This is a genomic window from Pseudoalteromonas sp. 3D05 (genome assembly GCF_002723455.1).
Classification (GTDB): Bacteria; Pseudomonadota; Gammaproteobacteria; order Enterobacterales; family Alteromonadaceae; genus Pseudoalteromonas.
This window is the reverse complement of sequence record NZ_PDUS01000006.1, coordinates 56,731-80,515: the sequence shown is the minus strand read 5'-3', so window position 1 is coordinate 80,515 and position 23,785 is coordinate 56,731. Positions and strand designations below refer to the sequence as shown.

The 23,785-nt window shown below is 40.0% G+C and carries 20 protein-coding genes; 14 read left to right on the top strand and 6 right to left on the bottom strand.

What is annotated here, in order from left to right; translation table 11 throughout:
* Positions 1-332: 332 nt before the first annotated feature.
* Entirely contained in the window at positions 333-2,051 is a 1,719-nt protein-coding gene (locus tag CSC79_RS08215; RefSeq protein ID WP_237113989.1) for an EAL domain-containing protein, read from the top strand.
* An 8-nt stretch (positions 2,052-2,059) separates the two neighbouring features.
* On the opposite strand, the gene CSC79_RS08210 is transcribed toward CSC79_RS08215, so the two are convergent.
* The gene (locus CSC79_RS08210; protein WP_099295344.1) at positions 2,060-2,956 is read right to left on the bottom strand and encodes a pyridoxal-phosphate dependent enzyme; all 897 of its coding nucleotides are present in this window, start codon (positions 2,954-2,956) and stop codon (positions 2,060-2,062) included.
* Between the two features lie 259 nt (positions 2,957-3,215).
* On the opposite strand from CSC79_RS08210, the gene CSC79_RS08205 reads away from it, so the two are divergent.
* From CSC79_RS08205 to tldD, 9 genes are all read left to right on the top strand, one after another.
* A complete protein-coding gene (locus CSC79_RS08205) occupies positions 3,216-5,222 on the top strand; it encodes an SUMF1/EgtB/PvdO family nonheme iron enzyme (RefSeq protein ID WP_099295343.1) in 2,007 nt (668 codons plus the stop codon).
* A 136-nt stretch (positions 5,223-5,358) separates the two neighbouring features.
* Positions 5,359-6,402 (top strand): rod shape-determining protein, encoded by a 1,044-nt coding sequence (locus CSC79_RS08200; RefSeq protein WP_058560919.1) that lies wholly within the window; start codon positions 5,359-5,361, stop codon positions 6,400-6,402.
* Entirely contained in the window at positions 6,402-7,244 is an 843-nt protein-coding gene (mreC, locus tag CSC79_RS08195) for a rod shape-determining protein MreC (RefSeq protein WP_180270406.1), read from the top strand. Before CSC79_RS08200 ends, mreC begins: the two co-directional genes overlap by 1 nt.
* Positions 7,237-7,716 carry a rod shape-determining protein MreD gene (gene mreD, locus CSC79_RS08190; RefSeq protein ID WP_099295342.1) on the top strand — a complete coding sequence of 160 codons (480 nt, stop codon included), beginning with the start codon at positions 7,237-7,239 and terminating at the stop codon, positions 7,714-7,716. The genes mreC and mreD overlap by 8 nt, the downstream gene beginning before the upstream one ends.
* Complete coding sequence (locus CSC79_RS08185) at positions 7,716-8,285, top strand: nucleoside triphosphate pyrophosphatase (protein ID WP_099295341.1); 570 nt, start codon at positions 7,716-7,718, stop codon at positions 8,283-8,285. Before mreD ends, CSC79_RS08185 begins: the two co-directional genes overlap by 1 nt.
* A gap of 1 nt (position 8,286) precedes the next feature.
* Complete coding sequence (rng, locus tag CSC79_RS08180; RefSeq protein ID WP_099295340.1) at positions 8,287-9,759, top strand: ribonuclease G; 1,473 nt, start codon at positions 8,287-8,289, stop codon at positions 9,757-9,759.
* Positions 9,759-13,622: a YhdP family protein gene (locus CSC79_RS08175; RefSeq protein WP_099295339.1), complete on the top strand. Its 3,864-nt coding sequence runs from the start codon at positions 9,759-9,761 to the stop codon at positions 13,620-13,622. Before rng ends, CSC79_RS08175 begins: the two co-directional genes overlap by 1 nt.
* The gene (locus CSC79_RS08170; protein ID WP_099295338.1) at positions 13,619-14,455 is read left to right on the top strand and encodes a carbon-nitrogen hydrolase family protein; all 837 of its coding nucleotides are present in this window, start codon (positions 13,619-13,621) and stop codon (positions 14,453-14,455) included. The genes CSC79_RS08175 and CSC79_RS08170 overlap by 4 nt, the downstream gene beginning before the upstream one ends.
* Entirely contained in the window at positions 14,452-15,891 is a 1,440-nt protein-coding gene (tldD, locus tag CSC79_RS08165; RefSeq protein ID WP_099295337.1) for a metalloprotease TldD, read from the top strand. The genes CSC79_RS08170 and tldD overlap by 4 nt, the downstream gene beginning before the upstream one ends.
* 24 nt (positions 15,892-15,915) lie before the next feature.
* Here tldD and CSC79_RS08160 read toward each other — a convergent pair whose 3' ends face one another.
* Entirely contained in the window at positions 15,916-16,569 is a 654-nt protein-coding gene (locus CSC79_RS08160; RefSeq protein WP_180270405.1) for a transporter substrate-binding domain-containing protein, read from the bottom strand.
* A gap of 113 nt (positions 16,570-16,682) precedes the next feature.
* On the opposite strand from CSC79_RS08160, the gene CSC79_RS08155 reads away from it, so the two are divergent.
* The 3 genes from CSC79_RS08155 (at position 16,683) to CSC79_RS08145 (ending at position 19,637) form a co-directional block, all read left to right on the top strand.
* Positions 16,683-18,677 (top strand): ATP-binding protein, encoded by a 1,995-nt coding sequence (locus tag CSC79_RS08155; RefSeq protein ID WP_099295335.1) that lies wholly within the window; start codon positions 16,683-16,685, stop codon positions 18,675-18,677.
* Between the two features lie 111 nt (positions 18,678-18,788).
* Positions 18,789-19,358, top strand: coding sequence for a DUF2799 domain-containing protein (locus CSC79_RS08150; RefSeq protein WP_099295486.1), 570 nt, complete (start codon positions 18,789-18,791; stop codon positions 19,356-19,358).
* A gap of 30 nt (positions 19,359-19,388) precedes the next feature.
* Positions 19,389-19,637 carry a hypothetical protein gene (locus CSC79_RS08145; protein ID WP_099295334.1) on the top strand — a complete coding sequence of 83 codons (249 nt, stop codon included), beginning with the start codon at positions 19,389-19,391 and terminating at the stop codon, positions 19,635-19,637.
* Positions 19,638-19,707: 70 nt separating this feature from the next.
* Here CSC79_RS08145 and CSC79_RS08140 read toward each other — a convergent pair whose 3' ends face one another.
* From CSC79_RS08140 to CSC79_RS08125, 4 genes are all read right to left on the bottom strand, one after another.
* Entirely contained in the window at positions 19,708-20,544 is an 837-nt protein-coding gene (locus tag CSC79_RS08140) for a mechanosensitive ion channel family protein (protein WP_099295333.1), read from the bottom strand.
* 112 nt (positions 20,545-20,656) lie between these two features.
* The gene (locus tag CSC79_RS08135; RefSeq protein ID WP_099295332.1) at positions 20,657-21,391 is read right to left on the bottom strand and encodes a glutaredoxin family protein; all 735 of its coding nucleotides are present in this window, start codon (positions 21,389-21,391) and stop codon (positions 20,657-20,659) included.
* 273 nt (positions 21,392-21,664) lie between these two features.
* The gene (locus tag CSC79_RS08130) at positions 21,665-22,258 is read right to left on the bottom strand and encodes a glutathione S-transferase (RefSeq protein WP_099295331.1); all 594 of its coding nucleotides are present in this window, start codon (positions 22,256-22,258) and stop codon (positions 21,665-21,667) included.
* Positions 22,245-22,691, bottom strand: a complete 447-nt coding sequence (locus tag CSC79_RS08125; protein ID WP_099295330.1) for a VOC family protein — start codon at positions 22,689-22,691, stop codon at positions 22,245-22,247. The genes CSC79_RS08130 and CSC79_RS08125 overlap by 14 nt, the downstream gene beginning before the upstream one ends.
* 106 nt (positions 22,692-22,797) lie before the next feature.
* On the opposite strand from CSC79_RS08125, the gene CSC79_RS08120 reads away from it, so the two are divergent.
* The gene (locus CSC79_RS08120) at positions 22,798-23,709 is read left to right on the top strand and encodes a LysR family transcriptional regulator (protein WP_099295329.1); all 912 of its coding nucleotides are present in this window, start codon (positions 22,798-22,800) and stop codon (positions 23,707-23,709) included.
* Positions 23,710-23,785 lie beyond the last annotated feature (76 nt).

The following is a 23,785-nucleotide window of genomic DNA, read 5'->3' as shown; positions in this document are numbered from 1 at the left end:
AGTTGAAGCCAACTTATCAGTACGTAGGAGTAGCGCAGTTACAATACCTATTTTCGTTTGCTTTATGATGAGCGCCTATTTATGGGGAATAACCACACCACATAGGCACAGCCTTGCCTAAATACCAAACAGACTGCTGTACATTTAACCTTTAAAGGTAAGCAGACCCTAATACTGTCGTCATTATCAGTTAGGTAATTATAAATACGTAGGTTTTATAATTTGAGCACCTTGGTTACATTTAAAATAGCCTCCAAGCCTTGTGTTTATGGGGATCTTGAACAACACTTGATCTATTCCTTCATCATTCTGTGCGAACCATGGCAATTAAATTGAAAAATCTACGAGTAAATATGCTCAGTATTTATATTGCTGTTTGCTTAATGTTTATTTGTGTATTTAACCTCTTATTGGGTGACGTTTTGCATCAGAAGGTGCATGTAGCAGGAGTAAAACTTGCCCAGCAGGTTTATGATTTAAAGCTAGATATGGTTGTAAACAAAGAAGTCATTGGTGCATTAGTAAATGCACATGGTTTTATGCTTGAGCCCGAGGGTAATTCAACGCCGCACTACTTTTCTGCTTTGATGGGTGAAAAAAGTGACATATTTAATTATAAAAATATTAGTTTGAGGCTCTACCATAGGCCTTATTGGGTTGTTGAAAGCTACATATTTATATTATTTAATTTGGTTATCATTGGTGCAATAATGTGGGGGTATCGCTGGTGGAAAATGCTTTATAAACGTTATGAAAGTAACTTTGCACAAGCAACCAGGGCTTCCTCTCAACGTTTACCAAACAATAGTCGTGTAGGTAGTAACAAAAGTCACGAAGAGGGGGCGAGTAGTGTACCTAAGACAATCAAAGATGATGAAATTGAAAAGTTGTATTACATACAGCAAGGTAATTACCATTTATTCGCACTGTTTTATTGGGGCTACCCTTTTCCAGAGAATATCGACTTAGAAAGCCATTTTAAATTGGTTATTGCTAAAGGGTTTGGTGAACTTCCTAAAGTTTCAGTTAAACTGCTTAAATCAGGTGGGTTGGCGATTACTTTACAGGGTATACCGCAAGCAAAGTTAGACAGTTATACACATAAGCTGCATCAAGTGATTTATCAGGCTTCACTATTCTACCGTCAAGATTTGTCGCGAAAAAATATTAAATTAGGTGTATGTAATTATAGATTAGGTGCAGATCAATCTGTTGTTTATCAACTTACTAAATCCGCTTTAGAGCAAGCTAAGCAAAGCCCATGGCGGCATACAATGCGGATACCTTTTAGTCATACTCATTTTGAAGTATTAAAAAGTAGCAGCAAAGATTTACCAGAGTACATAGCAAAGAAAAAATTCACTCTATTTTTTCAGCCTCTTTTTGATTTGAATACAGGGGAAATGCTACAACATGAGGCTCTGATAAGAATTAGACATAAATCGTTAGGATTATTATCTGCTAGGCAGTTTATTCCTCATTTAAAAACCGATACTTCAATCATGCAGTTGGATATTACGGTTATTGAACATGTGATATCTATTCTAAATAAAGAGCCTTCACAGTTGGTTGTAAGTATTAACTTACATTCACAAAACTGGGTAAACCGACGGTTTTGGAAGCAGTTTGCACAGACTATCAGTACATTTAAAGATGCTCAGAAACTCCAGTTTGAGATTTCAGCAGAGGACTTTAATCAGTTTAAAGCTGAGCTTACACCTGCTTTTGAGCAGATTACCGCGATAAATGCATCAATTGTCATTGATAATATTCTTACCAGTGATGAGTTTGCATCTTTAACGTCGTTTAAGCTACTCAGAGGGTTAAAGCTTGGCTACGAGCTGATGCACAATATTGATAAGCATTTAAAGCAACAGCGTACTGTTCAAGACATTGTTGCTAAAGGTGAGCAGCTTAATCTTGGTGTTTATGGCGTGGGTGTGGAAACGCAACAAGAACTAAATACGTTAAAGAACCTAGGTGTAAGAGCTGCGCAAGGTTTTTATTTTACGGAACCATTGCAAGAGTTCACTCAAGTAACACTTTACTAAAATTATGTTTATATGAGTTGTCGATATCGTAATCCATCCAATCCTTGGAGGCCGCCAGTGTGGATTGCGACAATTTTACTCCCAGATGCAAAGAAGCCTTGTTCAATTAGCTGCCATAATGCATACATCATTTTCCCTGAGTAAATAGGTTCAAGCGGTAGTAGATGAGCGGTGCGCATTGACTCACAAAACTGCCATAAGTGCTGACTAAACCTTCCGTATCCGCCGTCATGGTAATCACACAGTAGCTGCCAATTAGTTTGGCTATTTGCTTTTTTGCTCAGTGCTTTTATTTCATTAATTAAATACTCAGCTTGCTTCAAAACAGCGATACCCATTACATGTGTATTTGGGGAGGCGCCTTCTATCAATCCAGCAAGCGTGCCACCACTTCCCGTTGGACAAATTATATAATCACTGTGTGGTAATGATTCTGCCAGTTCTTTACAACCAAATAAAGCGGCCTCATTTGTGCCTCCCTCAGGAAGTAAGTAGGCATGTGGAAATCGTGTTTGCAATGCGGTTAAATAATCATGTTTATGGCGTTCGCGGTACTCTAAACGTGTCACTGGGTGTAGATGCATACCTGCTTGTTGAGCAAATTGTAAGGTTGGGTTATTTAAATCAAGTTCAGGACCACGAATGATTCCGTGTGTTTTGAAATTAAATTCTTTTCCGGCCGCAGCACAGGCATGGATATGATTTGAGAAGGCCCCTCCAAAAGTCACTAATTCGCTTTTCCCTTGAGTGCGCATACTAATTAAATTGTATTTTAATTTACGCCACTTGTTGCCACTGATCAGCGGGTGCAGAAGATCATCACGCTTTATGTGCAAGGTAAGATTTTGTTTGAGCAATATTGGGCTTGTTATTTGTTGTAGTGGGGACTCGGAAATTGAATACACGGTTTTATCTTTGAATAAAATGATACACAAGGCTAGCAAAATAATTATCTATAAGAAAATGATTCATAACATAAGCATTAAAATGATGATTTTCATTGAATGAAATGGTTATTTACTAGCATGATGGATGGTAATAGTTGTAAACTCAGATAATTTTTGAACAAAGCTTGTGTTTTGCCTTGCAAGTACATAGCATAAGAGTTTAATTATAAAAAATAAATAATGACCAAATAATTGCCGCTTTTTGGGAATGGAATATATGCGAATTGCTCCTTTATCTCTGTTAATTTCAGCAAGTTTGTTTGCATCGTGTGCATTTGCACAAGATACAGCAACCGTTTCTGGAATTGAATCTGAGATCAGTATTAAACAAGCTGAATACGATAACTCTACACAAATACTTGAAAAACACTTAAAAGAAGAAAGTCAGTTACAAAGCCAACTTGATTTATTACGTGCTCGCTCAGCTGAGTTAGACAAAGAGAAAAACCAAGCGCTTGATGCGATGAATGAAATGTATCGTCGTCTGATCGACGATCCTACTATTGATATTAGTACTGCTCAGGCGCGTTACCAGCAAGCCGTTGTTGATCATAAACAAAATAAAGATGACATCGCGATGCAGTTAGCGGCAATTGCATCACATCGTAAAGATATTGAGCAAATTCGTGTAGCTAAACATACTCAGTTAAATACCCTCGAAAGCTTGAAAGAGCAACTAACAACAGCACGTGTTGAACGATTAAGAAATGAGTTTACTCGTGAAGGTACGCTTGAGGTTGATCATACAATTAACTGTAAGCGCACTGAAACGCTGGCTGCCTGTGAACAACGCGGTCAACAAATGGGCTTGCAAAAAGCCACAAAACGCTTCATTGATCAAATTTTTGCCAACCTGACGGAAGAACGTCTAGTTGAACCTAAACGCAATATGGCTGGCGCTCAAGTACAAATTATTAGTAGTCATGTTGTAAATAGCGCATTTAGTGGTCAAGGTAATTATAACGTTAACCTGAGCGTGACTATGCGTGGCGATGTAAACAGTAGCCGTTTATGCAACTTATTGAGTGTTGATAACCGTTATTGCTCAGAGTACGGTACTCCACTAAGCACAGCTTACCAAGCAAGCTACGGAACAGGGTTTTACGATAGTCAGTTAACATTCAGTGATACTCAGGATAATACCGTTTCTGTATCGCGTATGAGCCAACAGCCTGTTAGAGATTACGCTGTAAAGCCAGCAACGAATGCAAACTCGCTTGTTGTTGATAATACGAAGAACAAAATGGTCGAGCTGACATTACGTTCAAATGTGTACGATGACGAAGTGTTTATTGATGGAGTGAGTTTTGGCTCGACACGACTATCAACGTCGTTACCACGTGGGCTTCATGATATTGAAGTGCGTAAGCAAGGGTATAAACCTTACCGTGTTAGGATTGATTTACGAAAGGCACACACGATAAACGCCAAGTTAGTAAAAAAGCCTGAGTCGATTGCTGCACCGACCTTCACCAGAGAGCAAAGCAATAAATCGATAAATAGCACGTCGAGCGCTGCTGTTGTTGTGATCCCAGCTGGTACGTTCAAAATGGGCGATATTAACGGTAACGGCTTAGCAAACGAGCGCCCGGTGGTCGAAAAAACGATTGAAAACTCTTTTGCTATGCAAAGCAAAGAAGTGACCGTGGGTGAGTACCAAAAGTTTGTATCGAGCACAGGTTATAAAACCGAGGCTGAACTTAATCGTGGCTGCGCTTATTACCTTAATGGTGAACCTGTGTGGGAAGTGAGCTTAAATTGGCGTAATCCAGGTTTTGAGCAAGAAAGTAATTTCCCAGCGGTGTGCTTAACTTACAATGATGCTAAAGCTTACGCTGATTGGTTATCGGGTGAGACTGCCCAACAATATCGTTTACCTAGTGAAATTGAGTGGGAATATGCTGCTCGCTCAGGTACAACAACAGAATACCCTTGGGGTAATGAAATTGGTAAAAACCTAGCTAATTGTGGTTGGTGTGGCAGTGAATGGTCAAACCGCAGCGCAGCGCCTGTAGGTTCGTTTTCGCCCAACGCGTTTGGCTTGTACGATACGGTAGGAAATGTATGGGAATGGACTCATAAATCATCGGGTCAATCAGACGTAACAGTGCGTGGTGGTGCATGGAATTTTGCTCCAAGCCTTGCCAGAGCAGCAACACGTTTGATTTTAGCACCTGATTTTCGTGCAAATTACATTGGTTTTCGCTTAGTACGAGAACGATAAATATTCTTGAAAGGAAGCAATGCTTCCTTTTTGCTAATTTACCTAGCTAATGATGCTTTTGATTGCTGAACAAACTCAGCGTGTTAAAGTGACTAATAGCTAATATAAGAACGTTTTTCAAAGGTCATCCAGCCTCATGTTTAAGAAACTCCGTGGTATTTTTTCAAACGATCTATCGATCGACTTGGGTACAGCCAATACCCTTATTTATGTCAAAGATGAAGGCATAGTCCTCAATGAGCCATCTGTTGTCGCTATTCGTCAAGAGCGTGCTGGTGGCCCTAAAAGTGTTGCTTCGGTGGGTACTGAAGCGAAGCAGATGTTAGGCCGAACGCCTGGCAATATTAAAGCTATTCGTCCTATGAAAGACGGTGTAATCGCCGACTTTTATGTGACTGAAAAAATGCTTCAGCACTTTATCAAGCAAGTACATAACAACAACTTTATGCGTCCAAGCCCGCGTGTTTTAATTTGTGTACCATGTGGTGCAACGCAAGTTGAAAAACGTGCAATTCGCGAATCAGCAATGGGTGCAGGTGCCCGTGAGGTTTATTTAATTGAAGAGCCAATGGCAGCAGCGATTGGCGCAGGCTTGCCTGTATCTGAAGCAACCGGTTCTATGGTTGTGGACATCGGTGGTGGTACCACTGAAGTTGCTATTATCTCATTGAATGGTGTGGTTTATTCATCGTCAGTGCGTATTGGTGGTGATAAATTTGATGAAGCAATCATTAATTATGTGCGTCGTAACTTTGGTAGTTTGATTGGTGAGGCGACCGCTGAAAATATTAAGCACCAAATTGGCTCCGCTTTTAAAACGGATGAGCCAGTTGAGATTGAAGTACGCGGCCGTAACTTGGCTGAAGGTGTACCTCGTTCGTTCACACTTAACTCTCATGAAATTTTAGAAGCATTGCAAGAGCCATTAATGGGTATTGTGAGTGCTGTTATGGTGGCGCTTGAGCAGTCACCACCAGAGCTTGCTTCAGATATCTCTGCTAAGGGCATGGTATTAACAGGTGGCGGTGCATTACTAAAAGATTTAGATCGCTTACTAATGGAAGAAACCGGTATTCCTGTAGTTGTTGCTGATGACCCACTTACGTGTGTTGCACGTGGTGGTGGTAAAGCGCTAGAAATGATTGATATGCACGGTGGTGACGTATTTAGTTACGACTAATGAAGTTAATGTTTGGACGTACGATTTCATTGCAACTGCGACTTTTTGTCGCAGTGCTTTTGAGTATCGTGTTGATAGTTGGCGATAAGTATACCGAAGGTAGTACAACGGTACGCACCAGTTTAAATACACTTGTCAGCCCATTAATTTATCTTGCCAACTTACCGTATGAAGTATTTAGTTTTGGTGCTAAAAGCTTACAAACTCGTGAGCAACTATTAAGCGAAAATGAAGCGCTTAAACAAAAGCAGTTGTTACAAAGTGAGCAGTTACAACAATACCAATTTTTAACGAAAGAAAATCAGAAACTAAGAGCACTACTAGGCTCTTCAGCAAAGCAAGCCAACCGAAAAATTATCGCCCAAATACTATCGGTGCATTCAAACCCGTATAGCCACCAAGTGGTTATTAACCGAGGCGCAATCGATGGTTTAAGTGAAGGGCAGGCGGTAATTGATGAAATGGGGGTTGTTGGCCAATTAACGAAGGTTGGGTCAACAACGTCTCGTGTGTTGTTGATGACGGACACGACTCATGCTACACCGGTGCGTATTTTACGTAATGAAGTGCGCACTGTGGTTGAAGGTATGGGTAAGATAAATCAAGTTAAATTGTCGCATGTTCCTCATAGTTTAGATGTTCGCATAGGTGATGTGTTGGTGACATCAGGATTGGGTGGCACATTTCCTGAGGGTTACCCCGTTGCCATTGTTACAGAAATCAACCGTGATGAAGGCAGTCCTTTTGCTCAAGTATACGCTGAGCCTGTAGCTCAACTAGATCGCATCCGTTTATTGGTTGTTTTATGGCGTCAGCAGCAGGAGATTATTAGCAGTGAATAGCCGTCATAGCTTTTTGATCGGAGTGAGTATTTTCTTTGCTTTGATTATGTCGCTAATGCCTCTGCCTTTTTCATTTGAACCGTTTCGCCCAGATTGGGTGTTGTTGGTTTTAATGTATTGGTCATTAGCGGTTCCTCATCGATTAAATATTGGTACTGCCTGGGTTGTTGGTTTATTGATTGATTTAGCGTCGGGTTCGCCGTTGGGTGTCAATTCACTCACCTTTTCTATTTGTATTTTTGTTACAGCTAGTAACTTTCAAAAAATTCGCAATTTTTCCATTTGGCAACAAGCTATTTTAGTGGGTTTATTCTTAATGTTTTACCATCTCATGCAATTTTGGCTAAATCATTTTTTAATGGACGTTTATTTTAACCCGCAGTATTTATGGCCCGTCGTTACAGGCATGCTAAGTTGGCCTTGGATTTTCTTATTATTACGCAAGTATCGTCGCCATTTCAGGATTAGATAATGCAAAGTGCAATTTATTTAGCGTCGGCTTCTCCGCGACGCAAAGAGCTGCTAACGCAGCTTGGTTATGAGTTTTCACAATTTAGTGTAGATGCAGATGAAAGCCAATTAGCTGACGAGTCTGCTGTTGACTATGTTGAGCGTTTAGCACGTCTTAAAGCGCAAACAGGTGTTGCGATGGGTTATACTGATCGCCCTGTTCTTGGCAGTGATACAGTTGTCGTTATTGATGGGCAAACGCTTGGAAAACCAACTGATAAAGCTGATTTTATAACTACGATGCAGCGCCTATCTAATCGAACACACCAGGTGTTAACGGCCATTGCATTTGCCACTCCAAACGATGTTATAAGCCAAGTAATTCAAACCGAAGTCACTTTTAAATCATTAAGTAACGATGAGCTAGAAAGTTATTGGCAAAGTGGCGAGCCAAAGGATAAAGCCGGCGGGTATGGAATTCAGGGGTTAGGAGGACGGTTTGTAACACATATTTCAGGTAGCTATTTTGCCGTAGTGGGCTTACCTTTATATGAGTGCGATAGATTATTAAGTGAATTTTTAAGTAGGTAACATGAGTATAGAATTACTAATTAACGTCACCCCAAGTGAAAGTCGTGTTGCCCTCATCGAGAACGGCGTCCTGCAAGAAATTCAGCTCGAGCGTATAGGTAATTTGGGCATTGTTGGCAATATTTATCTTGGCAAAATAAGTCGTGTACTTCCGGGTATGCAAGCTGCATTTGTAGATATAGGCCTTGAAAAAGCGGCTTTTTTACATGCTTCAGATATTGTTAATAGCGCTTCAATCATTGAAGGTGTGGATGAGCAGCCAGTTAAAAAAGTCCAAGATATTCGCGAATTAGTGCGCCAAGGACAATATATTATGGTGCAAGTGGTTAAAGACCCCCTAGGAACAAAAGGTGCACGCTTAACCACCGATATCACCATTCCATCTCGCTATTTAGTCTTTATGCCTGATGCAACCCATGTTGGGGTGAGCCAGCGCATTGAAACAGAAGAAGAACGCAGTCGTTTGAAGCATATTGTTGCAGACTATTCAGATGAAAATGGCAGCTTTATTGTGCGTACAGCCGCTGAAGGTGCCAGTGAGGCGGAGTTACGCCATGATGCAGCATTTTTAAAAAAGCTGTGGGAAAAAATAGTCACTAAACGCAAAAAAACCAGTAAAGAAAGTATTCTGCACGAAGATTTAACGTTAGCATTTCGTACGCTAAGAGATTACGTTGGCGAAGACATGGAGCGTATTCGGGTTGATTCTAAATTGACATACCATGAGCTTAAAGCATTCACAGAAGAGTTTGTGCCTATTCTTGCGGGCGCGCTTGAATACTACCCTGGTGAGCGACCTATCTTTGATTTGTTTGATGTTGAAAATGAAATTCAAAAAGCCTTACACAGAAAGGTTGAGCTCAAGTCAGGTGGTTATTTAATTATTGACCAAACAGAGGCAATGACGACTGTCGACGTTAACACAGGCGCATTTGTTGGCCACCGTAACCTTGAAGAAACTATTTTCAATACCAATGTTGAAGCAACATCAGCTATTGCGCGCCAGCTTAGGTTACGAAACTTAGGTGGCATAATTATTATCGATTTCATCGATATGATCAGTGAAGAGCATAAGCGCAGAGTGTTACATTCACTTGAATCTGCGCTTGGCAAAGATCGCGCTAAATCAAATATAAATGGCTTATCGGCTCTGGGTTTAGTTGAAATGACCCGTAAGCGAACCCGCGAAAGCTTAGAGCATATACTATGTGATGTATGTCCTGCCTGTTCAGGACGTGGCTCGCAAAAAACAGTTGAAACGGTGTGTTACGAGATCCTACGAGAAATCGTACGTGTAAACCGTGCTTATGCAGCCGATAAATTTATGGTTTATGCTGCTCCAGCGGTAAGTGAAGCCTTGATAAACGATGAATATCATAACCTTGCTGAGCTTGAGTTATTTATTGGTAAGCAAGTGAGTATTCAAACTGAGAGTCTTTACAGTCAAGAGCAGTTCGATGTGGTTATGATGTAATGAAAGCAAAAACGGTTTGTTTTTATTGTATTAGAAAGTTATGGCAAGTATTTGCTGTAACGCTAGTACTGTTGGCCGTTATTGTATCTGTTTTAAAATATACGCTTCCTTATGCGAATGATTATAAAGGTGACTTAGAAGGTTATCTTTATGAAAAGTTTGCAGTTAACTTATCCATCGGTGCTATTTCAGCAAGTTGGCAGGGCAAAGGCCCTGCCATCGTAATGGAAGAGATATCTTTTGAGGATAACACCACTTCACCCATAGCGCTGACAATAGCGAAAGCCAGCCTAGAGCTTAACCTGTGGGAAAGCATTAAAACGCAGCAATTAAAGTCTAATTATTTTGTGATCAATGGCTTTCATGCCAATGTTAATCTCCCTTCGCTGCTTGATTCAGGTGAAGGCGAGGTAGCGTTTGAGCAAAAGGAACTCATTGAGGGTTTGTTTTTAGGTGATACGGGCCATTTTGCTGTAGAAAACAGTAGTATCAACTTTTTGATGGGCGATGGTAAAGAACGTCGTTTAATTTTAGAAAATATAGTTTGGCAAAACAAACCGAAGCAACATAGTGGTAGCGGTACCTTAGCACTACCAGGTATTTCTGTAGGCACCTTTGATGCCCGCATTGCACTGACAGGTAAAACGTTAGAAGCAATGGCTGGCGATATTTACGTCCAAGCAAGTCAGGTTGATATTTCCAAATGGGTTGCGCAATACAGCAATAAAGACAAACATGAATTGAAGTCAAACCTTAATCTAGAATCTTGGATGAGTATTGAAAAAGGCTTAATCACGGATGTTAAAGTTAAATGGCTACCTAGTTTTATAAACTGGGAGCAAGGCAATGAAGCAAAGCCTCATCAGTTAAGCATTAGCGAAGGCGGCTTTCATTTATTTCCGTGGCAACAAGGCTGGCGTTTAAAAAGTACGGGATTAGCTGTGAACAGTTTGCAGCACAGTTGGCCTAACGTGAAGTTTGAAGCACAGCTTGGCAAACAAAAGCATTTTTGGTTACAAGAGTTTGACCTCGATTTAGCCACTAAATTAGCTCAGCTAAGTAACTTTTCAGTGTTAGACCCATTAATCACTCGCCAGCCAAGTGGTGTGATAGATAAAGCCTATGCATCCTTTAACTCATCAGCAGATTGGCAGCTTTGGTTTGCAGCAGAGAATATCGGCTGGCTTGCCAATCAGGGAATACCTGGAGCGAATGAACTGCGTATCGAAGGGAACTTAAACCAATCGCGTGGACGGGTCAGTTTATTTGGTGAAAACAATGTGTTGTTAACGCAAGACACATTTTCTCAACCCATTAAATACTCGCAGCTCAATATGGAAATTGATGCATTGCACACGCCTCAAGGCTGGCAGATAAGCAGTGATAATATATGGCTAGATAATAAAGAGCTTACACTAGCAGCAGAAATGAAGGTCAGCGTGGGTGAACAGCCTAGACTGGATTTGTACGCAGAGGTTTATGCACCGGATGCAAGTATTGCAGGGCATTACTTTCCATTACCAGTAATGAGTGAAAACCTAGTTAGTTATTTAAATGGAGCAATAAAACAAGGTGAATTAACTCAAGCACAAGTATTGTTTTCAGGACCGTTGTCGGGTTTTCCATTTACAGACAACTCAGGGCAATTTGAAGTGATGGCGCAAGTTGATAATGCGACGTACCAATTTGCGCCGGACTGGCCTGAAGTAACGCAAGCCAGTGCGCAATTACATTTTGAAAATGAGCGGATGGATATCTACACTCAACAAGGTCAGTTAATCAATTTGGCCGTAGATGATGGCGTACATGTAAGTATTGCTGACTTAATGAATGCTGATACCTTATCCGTTAAGATTAAAAAGCGTGCTGATGCACAGTCTTTATTACCTTTTTTCAGCGCGACTCCGCTTAAGCAACCTCTGGCTAATGTATTTTCAGTGATTCAAGGACAAGGCAGTGCAAATGCTGATATAGAATTGACAGTTGATTTAAATGAATTGAATGTTAATGCCAAAGGCGTTGTTTCACTGAAGGACATGCCAATTTATTTGTCTCAGCCAGGTTTACAATTATCAGGTGTTAATGGGAGGCTGTACTTTAATGATGATCATGTTGCTTTAAAAAGCGCAACTGCAAACTGGCTCGGCATGCCCATTAAATTTGATTTTGATGGCAAAAACATCGGTGAAACCTACCGTGGTGAAATTAATATCGTTGCACAGGTTAATACAGACACTTTAATCGCAGAAGCGCAGGGCTTGTTTCAGGGTTACTTAAAGGGTGAAAGTGACCTTGCGATTGATGTCACATTAAACTTTTTGCCTTCGGGGTTCAATTACCTCGCTGAAGTAAATTCACAGCTTATAGGGCTGAAAAGTGAATTACCTGCACCCTATACTAAAAATGCTGATCAACCATGGGAACTTAAGGCACAGGTTCAGGGTGATGATATATCTAATTTGATCACTGCAAATATAAATGATCAGATTTACTTTAATGCTATTTTAGCAAATGCCAGCGCTAAAATGACGAATGCACACCTAATTTTGGGGTCGCAGGACTTAGGGTTGAATAGAGAAGATTTCACTGTTTCTATAAATTTAGAGGAAACCCCATTATTGTCCTGGGTCACGCTGATTGATCAAATTATTACTGTAAGCCAAGTTGAAACACAAAGTGAAGGTGTGCTTCCTCCATTGAAAGAAGTGGTGGGGCAAATAAATCGTTTAACCGTTGCTGATATTGTTTTTAATGATTTTGAAATGCGGTTAAAACCTAAATCAAATGAGCTCAACTTAAGGCTGAATGCAAAAGAGCTACGCTCACAAATTAGTATTCCTATTAATCAAACTAGTCGTCCTATTCAAGTGACCAGTGATTACTTACGGTTAAACTTTCTTTCTAAACCTGATGAAGAGCCTGTGGAACAAGAGAATGCGGCATCAGTTGAAGATTTAGCCTGGTTAAATAATATCCCTGCGATTGAGTTTAACTGTTTAGATTGTAAAGTAGATAGCTATCAACTGGATAATGTAAGTGCGTCCTTATTTGGCGATGGTACACAGTTACTGATCCCTGAGCTTGTCGTTGATAAAGGAGAGCATATTCTGCGTGCTAAAGGGCAGTGGAAAAATGGTCAAACACGCCTTAATGGCAATATGCAAAGTGATGATATAGGTGAACTGTTTGATGAGTTTGATATTACCACCACGGTGAAGGACTCTGATGCTGACATTACTTTTGATTTAGCATGGCAAGGCGCACCTTACCAATTTGATATACCCACATTATCGGGTGATTTAGCATGGAACTTAGAAGATGGTCACCTTGCAGAAATAAGTGATGGCGGAGCGCGAGTTTTTTCATTGCTGAGCCTAGACTCACTAGTGCGCAAGTTAAAACTTGATTTTAGAGACGTATTCTCCAAAGGCTTTTTTTACAATAGCTTTCAAGGCAGCATGCAATTAGATAAAGGTGTTGCCTATACTCAAGATACCAAAATGGATGGGGTGCCAGCGGATTTGACGATTAAAGGGCACACAAACTTAAACACCATGGAAATCAATTATGACTTGGCTGTTGCGCCACAAGTAACATCAAGTATTCCGGTTATTGTTGCATGGATGGTAAACCCAGTAACGGGTTTGGCAGCGTTGGCTATTGATAAGGTGATTCACTCTGCGCGTGTAATATCTGAGATCAACTTTAAAGTAACGGGCAGTATGAGCGACCCTGTTGTACAAGAGGTCGATAGAAAAAGCCGGGAGGTTGAGCTTCCTCAAGCGGCTCAAAATCAACCTGAAGATGGGTCTCAGGTACGTGAATTAAAGCTCAAAGATGCAGCGGTAACGGCAACACAATGAGTTATACATCGCCTTCATCGGGTCATATCATTGCGCTACAGATGTGTTCCGGCATCAATGCTCAAGAAAACCTTGCTCAGTTAGAGCAGCAGCTGTGTAACTTACCCAGCACTCGCCCGTTATTAGTGTGTTTACCCGAAAGCTTTTTAGTGTTTGCCAAGTCGGGTGCAGATACTCTCGCCGTAGCTCAAAAAAGTGATACATATCAGGCACAATTAAGCCAGCTTTGTTGTAAATATGATATTTGGCTAGCGGCAGGTACACTGCCTATCGCCACTGACAACAATAAATACTATGCTGCGTCACTTCTATTTAATAGCCTAGGCGATGTAGTTGCACGCTACAATAAAATTCACTTATTTGATGTGGATGTAGCAGATGGCACCGGCGCTTATCGCGAATCAAACTTTACGCAAGCAGGTAATGACGTAGTGGTGGTTGATTCCCCTTTTGGTAAAATAGGCCTCACAGTATGCTATGATCTACGCTTTAGTGGCTTATTTAGTGCATTACAACGTGCTGGAGCAGAAGTTATTTTAGTGCCCAGTGCGTTCACCACAGTGACAGGCGCAGCGCATTGGCAACCACTTTTAACAGCGCGAGCGATAGAAACACAAAGTTACGTGATTGCCGCAGCACAAGTAGGTCAACATGAGAATGGTCGAGCGACATATGGCCATAGTTTAATTATTTCTCCTTGGGGCAATATCCTCAGTGAGCTAAAAAATGGTGTTGGGTTTATTGGTTGCCAACCAGACTTATCCCAACTACATGCCATTAGACGAGATATGCCAGTGCAATCTCACCAACGATTTAGAGAGCATTTATTATGAACACGGTTGAACAGCATTTATTACACGACAGCCAGCTAAATCGAGAAGAACTCGAAAAAACGCTTAGCTTTATTCATCAACACAATGTTGATTACGCAGATCTCTATTTTCAATCAAGCCACCATGAATCTTGGGTACTAGAGGATGGTTTGGTAAAAGAAGGCTCTTACAATGTAGAGCGTGGGGTTGGCGTACGCGCGGTGAGCGGTGAAAAAACCGGTTTTTCATACTCAGATGCTATTAATCTTGAAGCGCTTAATAAAGCAGCCACAGCTGCACGAAGTATTGCTGATGCTGGTGAAAACAAAGCCGTTCAAGTGTTTAGTGATACAGCAGCAAAACAACAGTATGCGCCACATCAACCTATTCAAAGCATGAGCGATAACGATAAAGTCAGCTTATTGCGCGAACTTGAAAATTACATCCGCGAATTAGCCCCCGATGCCGAGCAGGTGATTAGCTCTATGTCGGCGGTATATGAAGAAGTGTTGATTGCTGCCAGTGATGGCACCTTTGCCACCGATATTCGCCCGCTGATCCGTTTAAACTGTTCTGTATTGCTAGAGAAAAATGGCCGCCGTGAACGTGGTGGTGCTGGTGGCGGTGCGCGTTTAGATTATGGTTACTTTAAAGAGTTAGAAGATGGCAAACCGCGCTGGATGGGCTTTGCAGAAGAGGCAGTGCGTCAAGCTAAAGTTAACTTAGAAGCCATTGATGCGCCAGCTGGCACAATGGAAGTGGTACTTGGCGCAGGTTGGCCCGGTGTTCTACTTCATGAAGCGGTAGGTCATGGATTAGAAGGCGATTTTAATCGCAAAGGTGCATCAGCATTTAGTGGGAAAGTTGGCGAAAAAGTCGCATCAGAGCTGTGTACTGTGGTTGATGATGGCACTATTGCTGATCGCCGTGGTTCATTGAACGTTGATGATGAAGGCACACCAGCTGCTTACAATGTGCTTATTGAAAACGGTATTCTAAAAGGCTATATGCAAGATAAAATGAACGCGCGATTGATGGGGGTTAACCCAACAGGTAACGCGCGCCGTGAATCATACGCGCATTTACCTATGCCGCGTATGACCAACACCTATATGTTAGGTGGAGAGCACAGCCAAGCCGATATTATCAGTACAGTTAAAAAAGGTATTTTTGCGCCAAACTTTGGTGGTGGCCAGGTTGATATCACCTCAGGCAAGTTTGTGTTTAGTGCATCAGAAGCTTACTTAATCGAGAACGGTAAAATTACTCAGCCAATTAAAGGAGCAACATTAATTGGTAATGGCCCTGAGGTTATGCAACAAATCTCTATGGTAGGTAATGATTTAGCGCTTGATAAAGGCGTGGGTGTTTGTGGTAAAGACGGTCAAAGTGTCCCAGTTGGCGTTGGCCAGCCAAGCCTGAAAATTGATAACCTAACGGTTGGTGGTACAGCATAATAAGAAATATCAGGCTAGGCTGGTTTACTGATTATCCAGCTTAGTCAAACCACGGTTTAATATTTCAAGATACTTCAAGCTGCTAGGGTGAACTTTAGAAAAAGCCACAAAAATTTCTATTGAATCGCCAGGAGGCCCCTTGATGAGCTTATTTTCTAGGTTGTTTGTAGTGATGAGCTCTTCTGCAATGTCGTCAAAAAGGATGAGTGCATCTAGTCGGTGAGAGGAAAGCTTTTTAAGGTTTTGCTCATGGTTTTTAACTCGTTCAATTTTAAGCCCAACTTCATTCTTATCAATAAAGTCACCGTAGTCATAACCAATAATAGCCCCAATGCGAGTGTTTTTATTTAACTCTTCTTTAGTACCTATAATAAGCGGTTTATTATGCCAATAATAAAAGTGCGATTTAACGGTATATAAAGGTGATTTGTGAAATAAAAATTGCTCTTTGGTCTCATCAGTCTTAGCTACGTTTACGCCTAAAATAGCATTACCAGTTTTTAATAAATTAAGAATTCTAGCGAAAGGCAGCACTTTAATGTTTACCTTTACGCCTTCAAGCGCAAAAGCTTCTATAACTTTTTGATTGCTTATCCCTGATCCGTCAGCGTATGAGTATGGAGGCCAGCCATCTTCTGCGTATAACGTGATGCCTGCATCATTCGCTAGTAAGTTCATGCTACACACTATAGTAAATAAAGCTGAGATTTTAAAAAATAATGCTTTCATATTTTTTGTAATCCGAAAAATAAACTAAAGTTGTATAAAAGAGTAGCAGAGAGAATGTGTATATGCCGCAATTTGCAGCATTAAAGTCTGATTTAATTTTTCAATTTAAGCACAGTAATTTATCCAAAAAATTACTGTCCTATATATTACTTTTTAGCTCATTGTTTGCTGCTTTGGCAACGGTTTTACAAATTACGTGGGATTTTAATAATCGAGTTGAACAAATAAATAGCTCGCTTAGTTATATTGATATCAGCTTCACTAAGCCGCTTGCACAAAGTTTATGGAATTTTGACGAAGAGCAATTAACTATTTTGATCCACGGCGTTGAAGATATCCCCGATATTGATTCATTAAAAATAGAGCAGGTTATTCAAGGTGAGCGAACGACTTTTTATGATTCTGGAACTGATGATTCAGGTTCAGTTCTCGCTTCAAGTTTCACTTTATATTATGAAGAGACACTCGTTGGTGAGCTGCATGTTTCGGCATCATTAACGAAGGTTTATGGTGAGTTATTAAGAAAGTCGGTATTAATTTTATTTATTCAGTTTATTAAAACGATTATTGTTTCTGCTTGTGTGTTACTTGTTATGTACTATCTGCTTATCAGACACTTAAACTTTATTGTTAATTTTTTAAGAAGTACACCATTTGTCCCAGGTTCCGTGCCGGAATTACGTTTACCTGGGCGCGAAAAATGCCAACACGATAAAGCCGATGAGCTAGATGAGTTAGCTAGTGCTTTTAATCGTTTACATCAAGAAATAAGCTCAACAATGAATGAGCGACAAAAAGTTATTGAACTACTTCAAGATGAGCAAGATTTTTCTGAAACAGTAATTGAAACAATGTCTTCATTATTGGTGTGTACCGATGAGAATTTTGTAATCCAACGTTTTAACAAAGCTGTTGAGCAAGTGCTCGCGATGGAAAATACTCAAATTAAAGGGCAGCTGTGGCAACAGCTTTTTACACAAAATAGAGATTTTAAAAATGTTAGTGATAAATTTTTATCATCAAGAAAACAGCATGTAATACAGCTTAAAATAAGCACCGTCAATAACAATGAAGAGGTCATAGAGTGGCAATGCGCACCCATATACCATAAAGGTAAACTTGCAGCCTATATTTTTAATGGTCACGTAATTACTCCTCTTATTCAAGCTGAGATAGCTTTAACCGATCTAAATCAGCAGCTTGAAGAGAAGGTGATACAAAGGACAGAGAAATTAAACGAAAGTAATCAAATACTTAAAAATACGCTGGATGAACTTAAATTTACACAGTCGCACTTGCTTGAATCAGAAAAAATGGCCTCATTAGGTGGTTTAGTAGCAGGTGTTGCCCATGAAATAAATACCCCTTTAGGTGTGAGTATTACTACTGCAAGCTATGTAAAAGAACAAGTTAAAAATATGACAGATAAGTATGCTCAGGGGAAAGTGTCTAAAAGTGATTTTGGTTGTTTTTTAGATAACATGACTGAGTCAACCCAATTAATTGAACATAATCTTCATCGTGCAGCGGAATTAGTTTCAAGTTTTAAACAAGTTGCTGTCGATCAGGTTTCAGAGCAAAGTTACCGCTTTAATATACGCACAAATTTAGAGCAGATCATTCAATCACTTTCACATGAAATAAAGCAATCTAATTGTACCGTGAAGATTAACTGCCCAGAAAGCATAGAGATTGATAGTTATCCAAGTCATTTTATTCAAATTTACACCAATTTAATCTGCAACTCTATTATTCATGGATTCAAAGATTGGGATGCAGAAAAGGTAATATCTATTAATGTCAGTCAAGAGCAGCAAAAAATAAAAATCATATACCAAGATACTGGCTGTGGCTTAACGCCAGAGATGAAAAATAAGATATTTGATCCTTTTGTAACCTCAAAAAGAGGAGCGGGTTGTTGCGGCTTAGGCACACATATTGTTTATAACTTAGTAACTCAGCTGTTTGCAGGAACAATTACATGCCATTCAGAACTGAATAAAGGGATAGATTTTATTATTGAGTTACCTATTAGAGAGCAAAATGTAGAAGTATAGCCTTGTTAGGTAGGTCTTGTTTATTTACAGGGAACTTCTGAGTTTATTGATATGGCCCTAAAGAAGGAATAGTATGCTTGCATATTCAAATGAAAACAGATGTTATTTTTTATGATTAAAAAATGTGTTTTTAGCCTAGCCCTTATTACTCTTAGCGGCTGTACGAGCCTATCGCAAGAAGAGTGCGCATACGCGAATTGGCAGCAGCTTGGCTATGATCATGGCCAATCAGGAAAAACTTACAGCCAAGGTGTTGATACCGTAACAGCCTGTCAGGAGTTTGGTATTTCACCTGACGTTGCACAGTATAAAGAAGGTTATGACAATGGCTTGCGATATTATTGTGAACCTGAAAATGGCTTTACTCTGGGTATCCGTGGCGAATCATATAATGGTGTGTGTAATAACACACAGTTTAGAAAAGCGTGGCAAGAGGGTAATGATCGTTATCAGCTTGAGGAAAGAAAAGCTGAAATAGAGCAACGACTTAATGAAATAGATTGGCGGCTTAATACCATTAGGGATGAATTAAGTGCCGAAACGGTTGGCAGTAATAAACGTAAAGAGCTGCACCGGGAACGAGAAATGTTAGATGATGAGCGTGATGATTTAATAAGAGAAAGATCACTATTACCATTACTTAACAAGCTTCCCTCATTCCATGTTGAATATGAACTATAAATTACTAAAAATTACCTTATTGGAGTTGTTATGAAATTTTTATCTGTGTTAACTGTGTTTTTACTCCTAGCAGGGTGTGCATCACAAGAGGTAAAAGACGGCTATGAAAACGGGGTTTATGCAGAGCATGAGTGCCTAGGTGGTGAAGTAGAAACAGACTACAACTATACCATTTTTAGCACCGACAAAGATGAGGCAAACAAAAGTACTGTACAAACACATTGTCAGCCAGTAAAAACTGAAACTGAGTTTGAGCGAGATCTCCGAACCGGAGGCTAGTATCAAAAGCTTAGCTCACTTTGTTTTAATCAAGTTAGCTAAGCCATACCCATAAAGTGACCTATTTTTGCTATGCGGGAGCGTTATTGCTTTGTTGTTTCGCAGCCTCACTGTACCAAAGCTGCATAAAGTACTCGGTTAATTTATGCTCTATTTCTAATGCTTTTTCCGTTGGGCAAAATAGTGTAAAACTCGCCTTAAATTCACCTAATTCTGTGGTGCTAAAGTGTATTTCTGGTTCCGGGCCTGAAATTTTAGCGTCTAGCTTTCGCTCAATGATTGAGTTGTAACGCCCTGCCACATCTTCAAATTCCTCACAGTACTCCTTTGCTTTGTGAGTTAAAGTGGAGTAAATAGGGTACGGGTTAAAGCTTTCCTTACGCACAATATTAAAGTGATGTGTGGTAAAGCGCTTCACAAAGTTTAAGTTTTTAATCGGGCTAGTGATCAGCTTATTGTTCGGAATAAAAATGGTCTTACGCGAAAACTGATAGGTGTGCATGTCAATTTCATGCATAGTGGTTTTGATCCAATCGGTTTCAGCAATTTCACCATAATACTCACCAACCTGCACCCAATCGCCAACCCGAAAAGGGCGAGTCGTCACTAGGTAAAAAAAGCCAATTACGCACTGAATAAACTCTCTTGTTGCCAGCACAATGGCAACGGCAAATGCGGCAATTGATAGCGCAAAATTTTGAATTTCTGTTGACCACACGAACAATAATAGCAACACCATTACTAAGTTTATAAAGTGTTTAATATTATGCGAGATATAGCGAATATCTTTCTCTTTCTTTTCGGCTCTGTGGCGCGCTAGCTTTGCAACAATAATTTTGAGGCTATACGCGATGGTAATTATTACCAATGAAGCGAAAACAGGGTGGAGCAGCAAATCTGTATTCATAAATTCCTAATTGATGGGACGTTAATAAGTATATCACTTGGCTATACTAGCTAAGTTTTGATGTTTCCACCACGAAGAAAATATTAACCTATGAGTGTGCGGTTTCTATGTTCTAGCAACTGAGTAGCATCCAGAAACCAGCAGCTATCATGAATATGTTTTCGGTAAGTGAAATAAACCCCAGAGGTACATTACTATCACCACCAACACATGCGCACTTGAGTTCTCGCTTGTCTATATACACGGCTTTAAATACAGATACCGCACCTATTAGACCAATAAATAACGCAAAGGGTGCAACTACATAAGCGGGCAATTCAGCTACCATACCAACTGCCACGTAAGCTTCTATAAACGGGTACACATATGCATAGGGTACAACCCGCATGGCGAGTAAATCATAGGTAATAAATGAGTTTGAAAAACTGTATAAGTCTTGCAGCTTTTGAATGGCTAAAACTGCCATCGATAGTGCAATAAACAGCATTAAGTTTTGCATCGACAATAAAGTATCGCCACTGGCATAGCTCAATCCACAGCTAAGTAACAGAGTGACTGCAAAAATGGCTAACACCGGCGTGTAGCTTGTGCCTTGTTGCCCGGCTTTGGCCAGATTGAAAAAGTCGCGCAACTCATCGTAGCCACCAATACGTTTATTATCAATAAAGGTTTGCGGGGTGGTTTTTACATCGTACTGCTGTTTGAATGCATCGCTTTGTGTGCGGTTAGTCAGGTGGCGATCATCAACATCGTAGCCATTACGTTCTAACAGATTTTTTGATTTCAAACCAAACGGACAAATATGCTCACCGGTTACCATGCGATATAAAATTGCAGACTTAGACACAGTGCCTCCTTGTAAAATATAAAGCCGACTACGTAATCATTACCGAATTACGCAGTAAAAATAAACAAAATGTGCATGTTGTTCAGTGCTTCTAAGTGAATACAAGGTTTGTGCCAGCTAATAATTATGATTTGCTCATGCTTAAAACAGCATCGATGACTGATCTTACCCTGCTAAATAACTATGGGTTTAAAAAACCTTGCAACAGAGCTGCAAGGTTTCGTGGTTATCTTAATATAGCGACTGTTTAGGTCTGCATAAAATACGGCAATGTTAGTTACCAGGCATAGAGATATAGCCTGGTAGCTGCTCAATTCTCTTCATCCACGCTTTAATATTCGGATATTTATCTACTTCAATATCTCCGTCATGGGCGATTGATATATAAGGATAAATTGCACAGTCAGCGATAGTCGGGCGATTTGCTGCTAACCAATGGTTATTCATAAGGTGAGAATCGATTAATGCAAGTATTTTATTTGATTGCAGCACGCATTGAGTATGATCATAATCAGCTGCAAACTTTTTAATTAACCTAGCTTTATTCGGCCCATGTTGTATTTCATTAGCCGCGACAGACAACCATTGCATAACGTCTGCTTGTAAATGTGCTTCACTAGGCCACCATGCTTCACCACCATATTTATTGGCTAGATAGACTAATATTGCTTGCCCATCTCTTAACACTATATTGCCATCTTCAAGTATTGGGATTTCTCCCCAAGGGTTTAATTTCATTAATTTACTTTGCTTATGCTCGCCTTGCATAAAGTTAACAGGAATAATATTTAATGGTGTATGGATCAGTGAGGCAAATAACCTTACTTTGTAACAGTTGCCTGATAACTCTAAATCATATAATTTCATTTTTTGTCTCCTCTGATAATAATTGATTGAACTCAAGAACGTTCCCATCAGGATCACGGATAAATAAAGCGATTCTTCTCGGGCCGAGTTTTTTTGGTCCCTCAGTGATTGTGATCCCTTCTTTAGATAGCCAAGCTTGAAATTCATTGATGTTATTAATAATGAATGCAGGATGCGTGATCCCAGGTTTTTTTATCGGCTCATCAAGGAGTGTGTTCTTTTGCCCTGTTATTTTTGCACCATTAAAAATAAGATTTATGCGAACACCGCCCGCTGTAACCATCTCATTCGCTTCGCCTTCTGCAATGCGATAGGTTTCTTTGAATCCAAGACGTTCATAAAAGTGGACTGATTTTTGTCTATTGCTGACTCGAATACCAACATGATCATAGGCAAGAGCAGCTTGAGGGTTCACAGGAGATAAAGTGTGCATAGAGTATGTTTCCTATCTTTATTTGATAGCTGCACTATGACATTTTGTTATTTAAAAGATAATACGGTAAATTTGATAAGGATATTTTCAATCAATGAGATAATCAATGGACAAGTTACAAGCAATGTCTATGTTAATTAAGGTTGTGGAAGTGGGTAGTTTTTCTGCTGCAAGTAAAGCGCTAAACGTTCCTTTGCCAACCCTAAGTCGAAAAATATCGGAACTTGAGAACCAGCTCGGTGTGCGCCTGTTGCATAGAACAACGAGAAAGCTATCGTTAACGGACTTTGGGGCAAATTATATTCGTGCTTGCAAAGCAATTATCGAGCAAGTTGAAGAAGCCGAACAAGGGGTAAAAGGCGAATATTCAGAGCCTAAAGGGGAGTTGGTCATCACCGCACCAGTGATGTTTGGAAGATTATATGTATTGCCAATTGTTACTGAGTTTTTGTCCTTATATTCAAACATAAATGTGCAGTTAATTTTGTCGGATGGAAATATTAATTTGTTTGATAATGATGTTGATATGGCTGTTAGAATTGGTACGTTACCAGATAGCTCAATGATAGCCACTCAAGTAGGCGAAATTCGGGTGGTAACCTGTGCAAGCCCATCGATTTTAGCTGCCCACAAAACGTTAAAAACACCAGCAGACTTAACTCACTACCCGTGTATATCACTAAATACAGCAATGACAACTCCACCTTGGAGTTACCTTGTTCCGGATTCTAAAATTGCTTTTAATGTAAATATATCATCGCGATTAACGATTACGGATAGTAAATCAGCTGTTACAGCTGCTATAAATTCAGTAGGGGTGACCCAGCAACTACATTACCAAGTTAAAGATGCACTAGAGCAAGGTGCGCTTGAGGTCATATTAGCTGAATTTGAACCCGCGAAAGTTCCTGTGCATTTACTGCATAAATCTCGAAAATATATGCCACAAAAAATGAAAAGCTTTCTAGATTTCGCATCACCAAGATTAAAAAATAAAATTGATGACTTAGCTTTGTAGGTATTGATAGTAAGTAAAGTCACCAGCCAAAACGAAAAAAACCTTGCAGCGTTAACTGCAAGGTTTATCTTTTTGA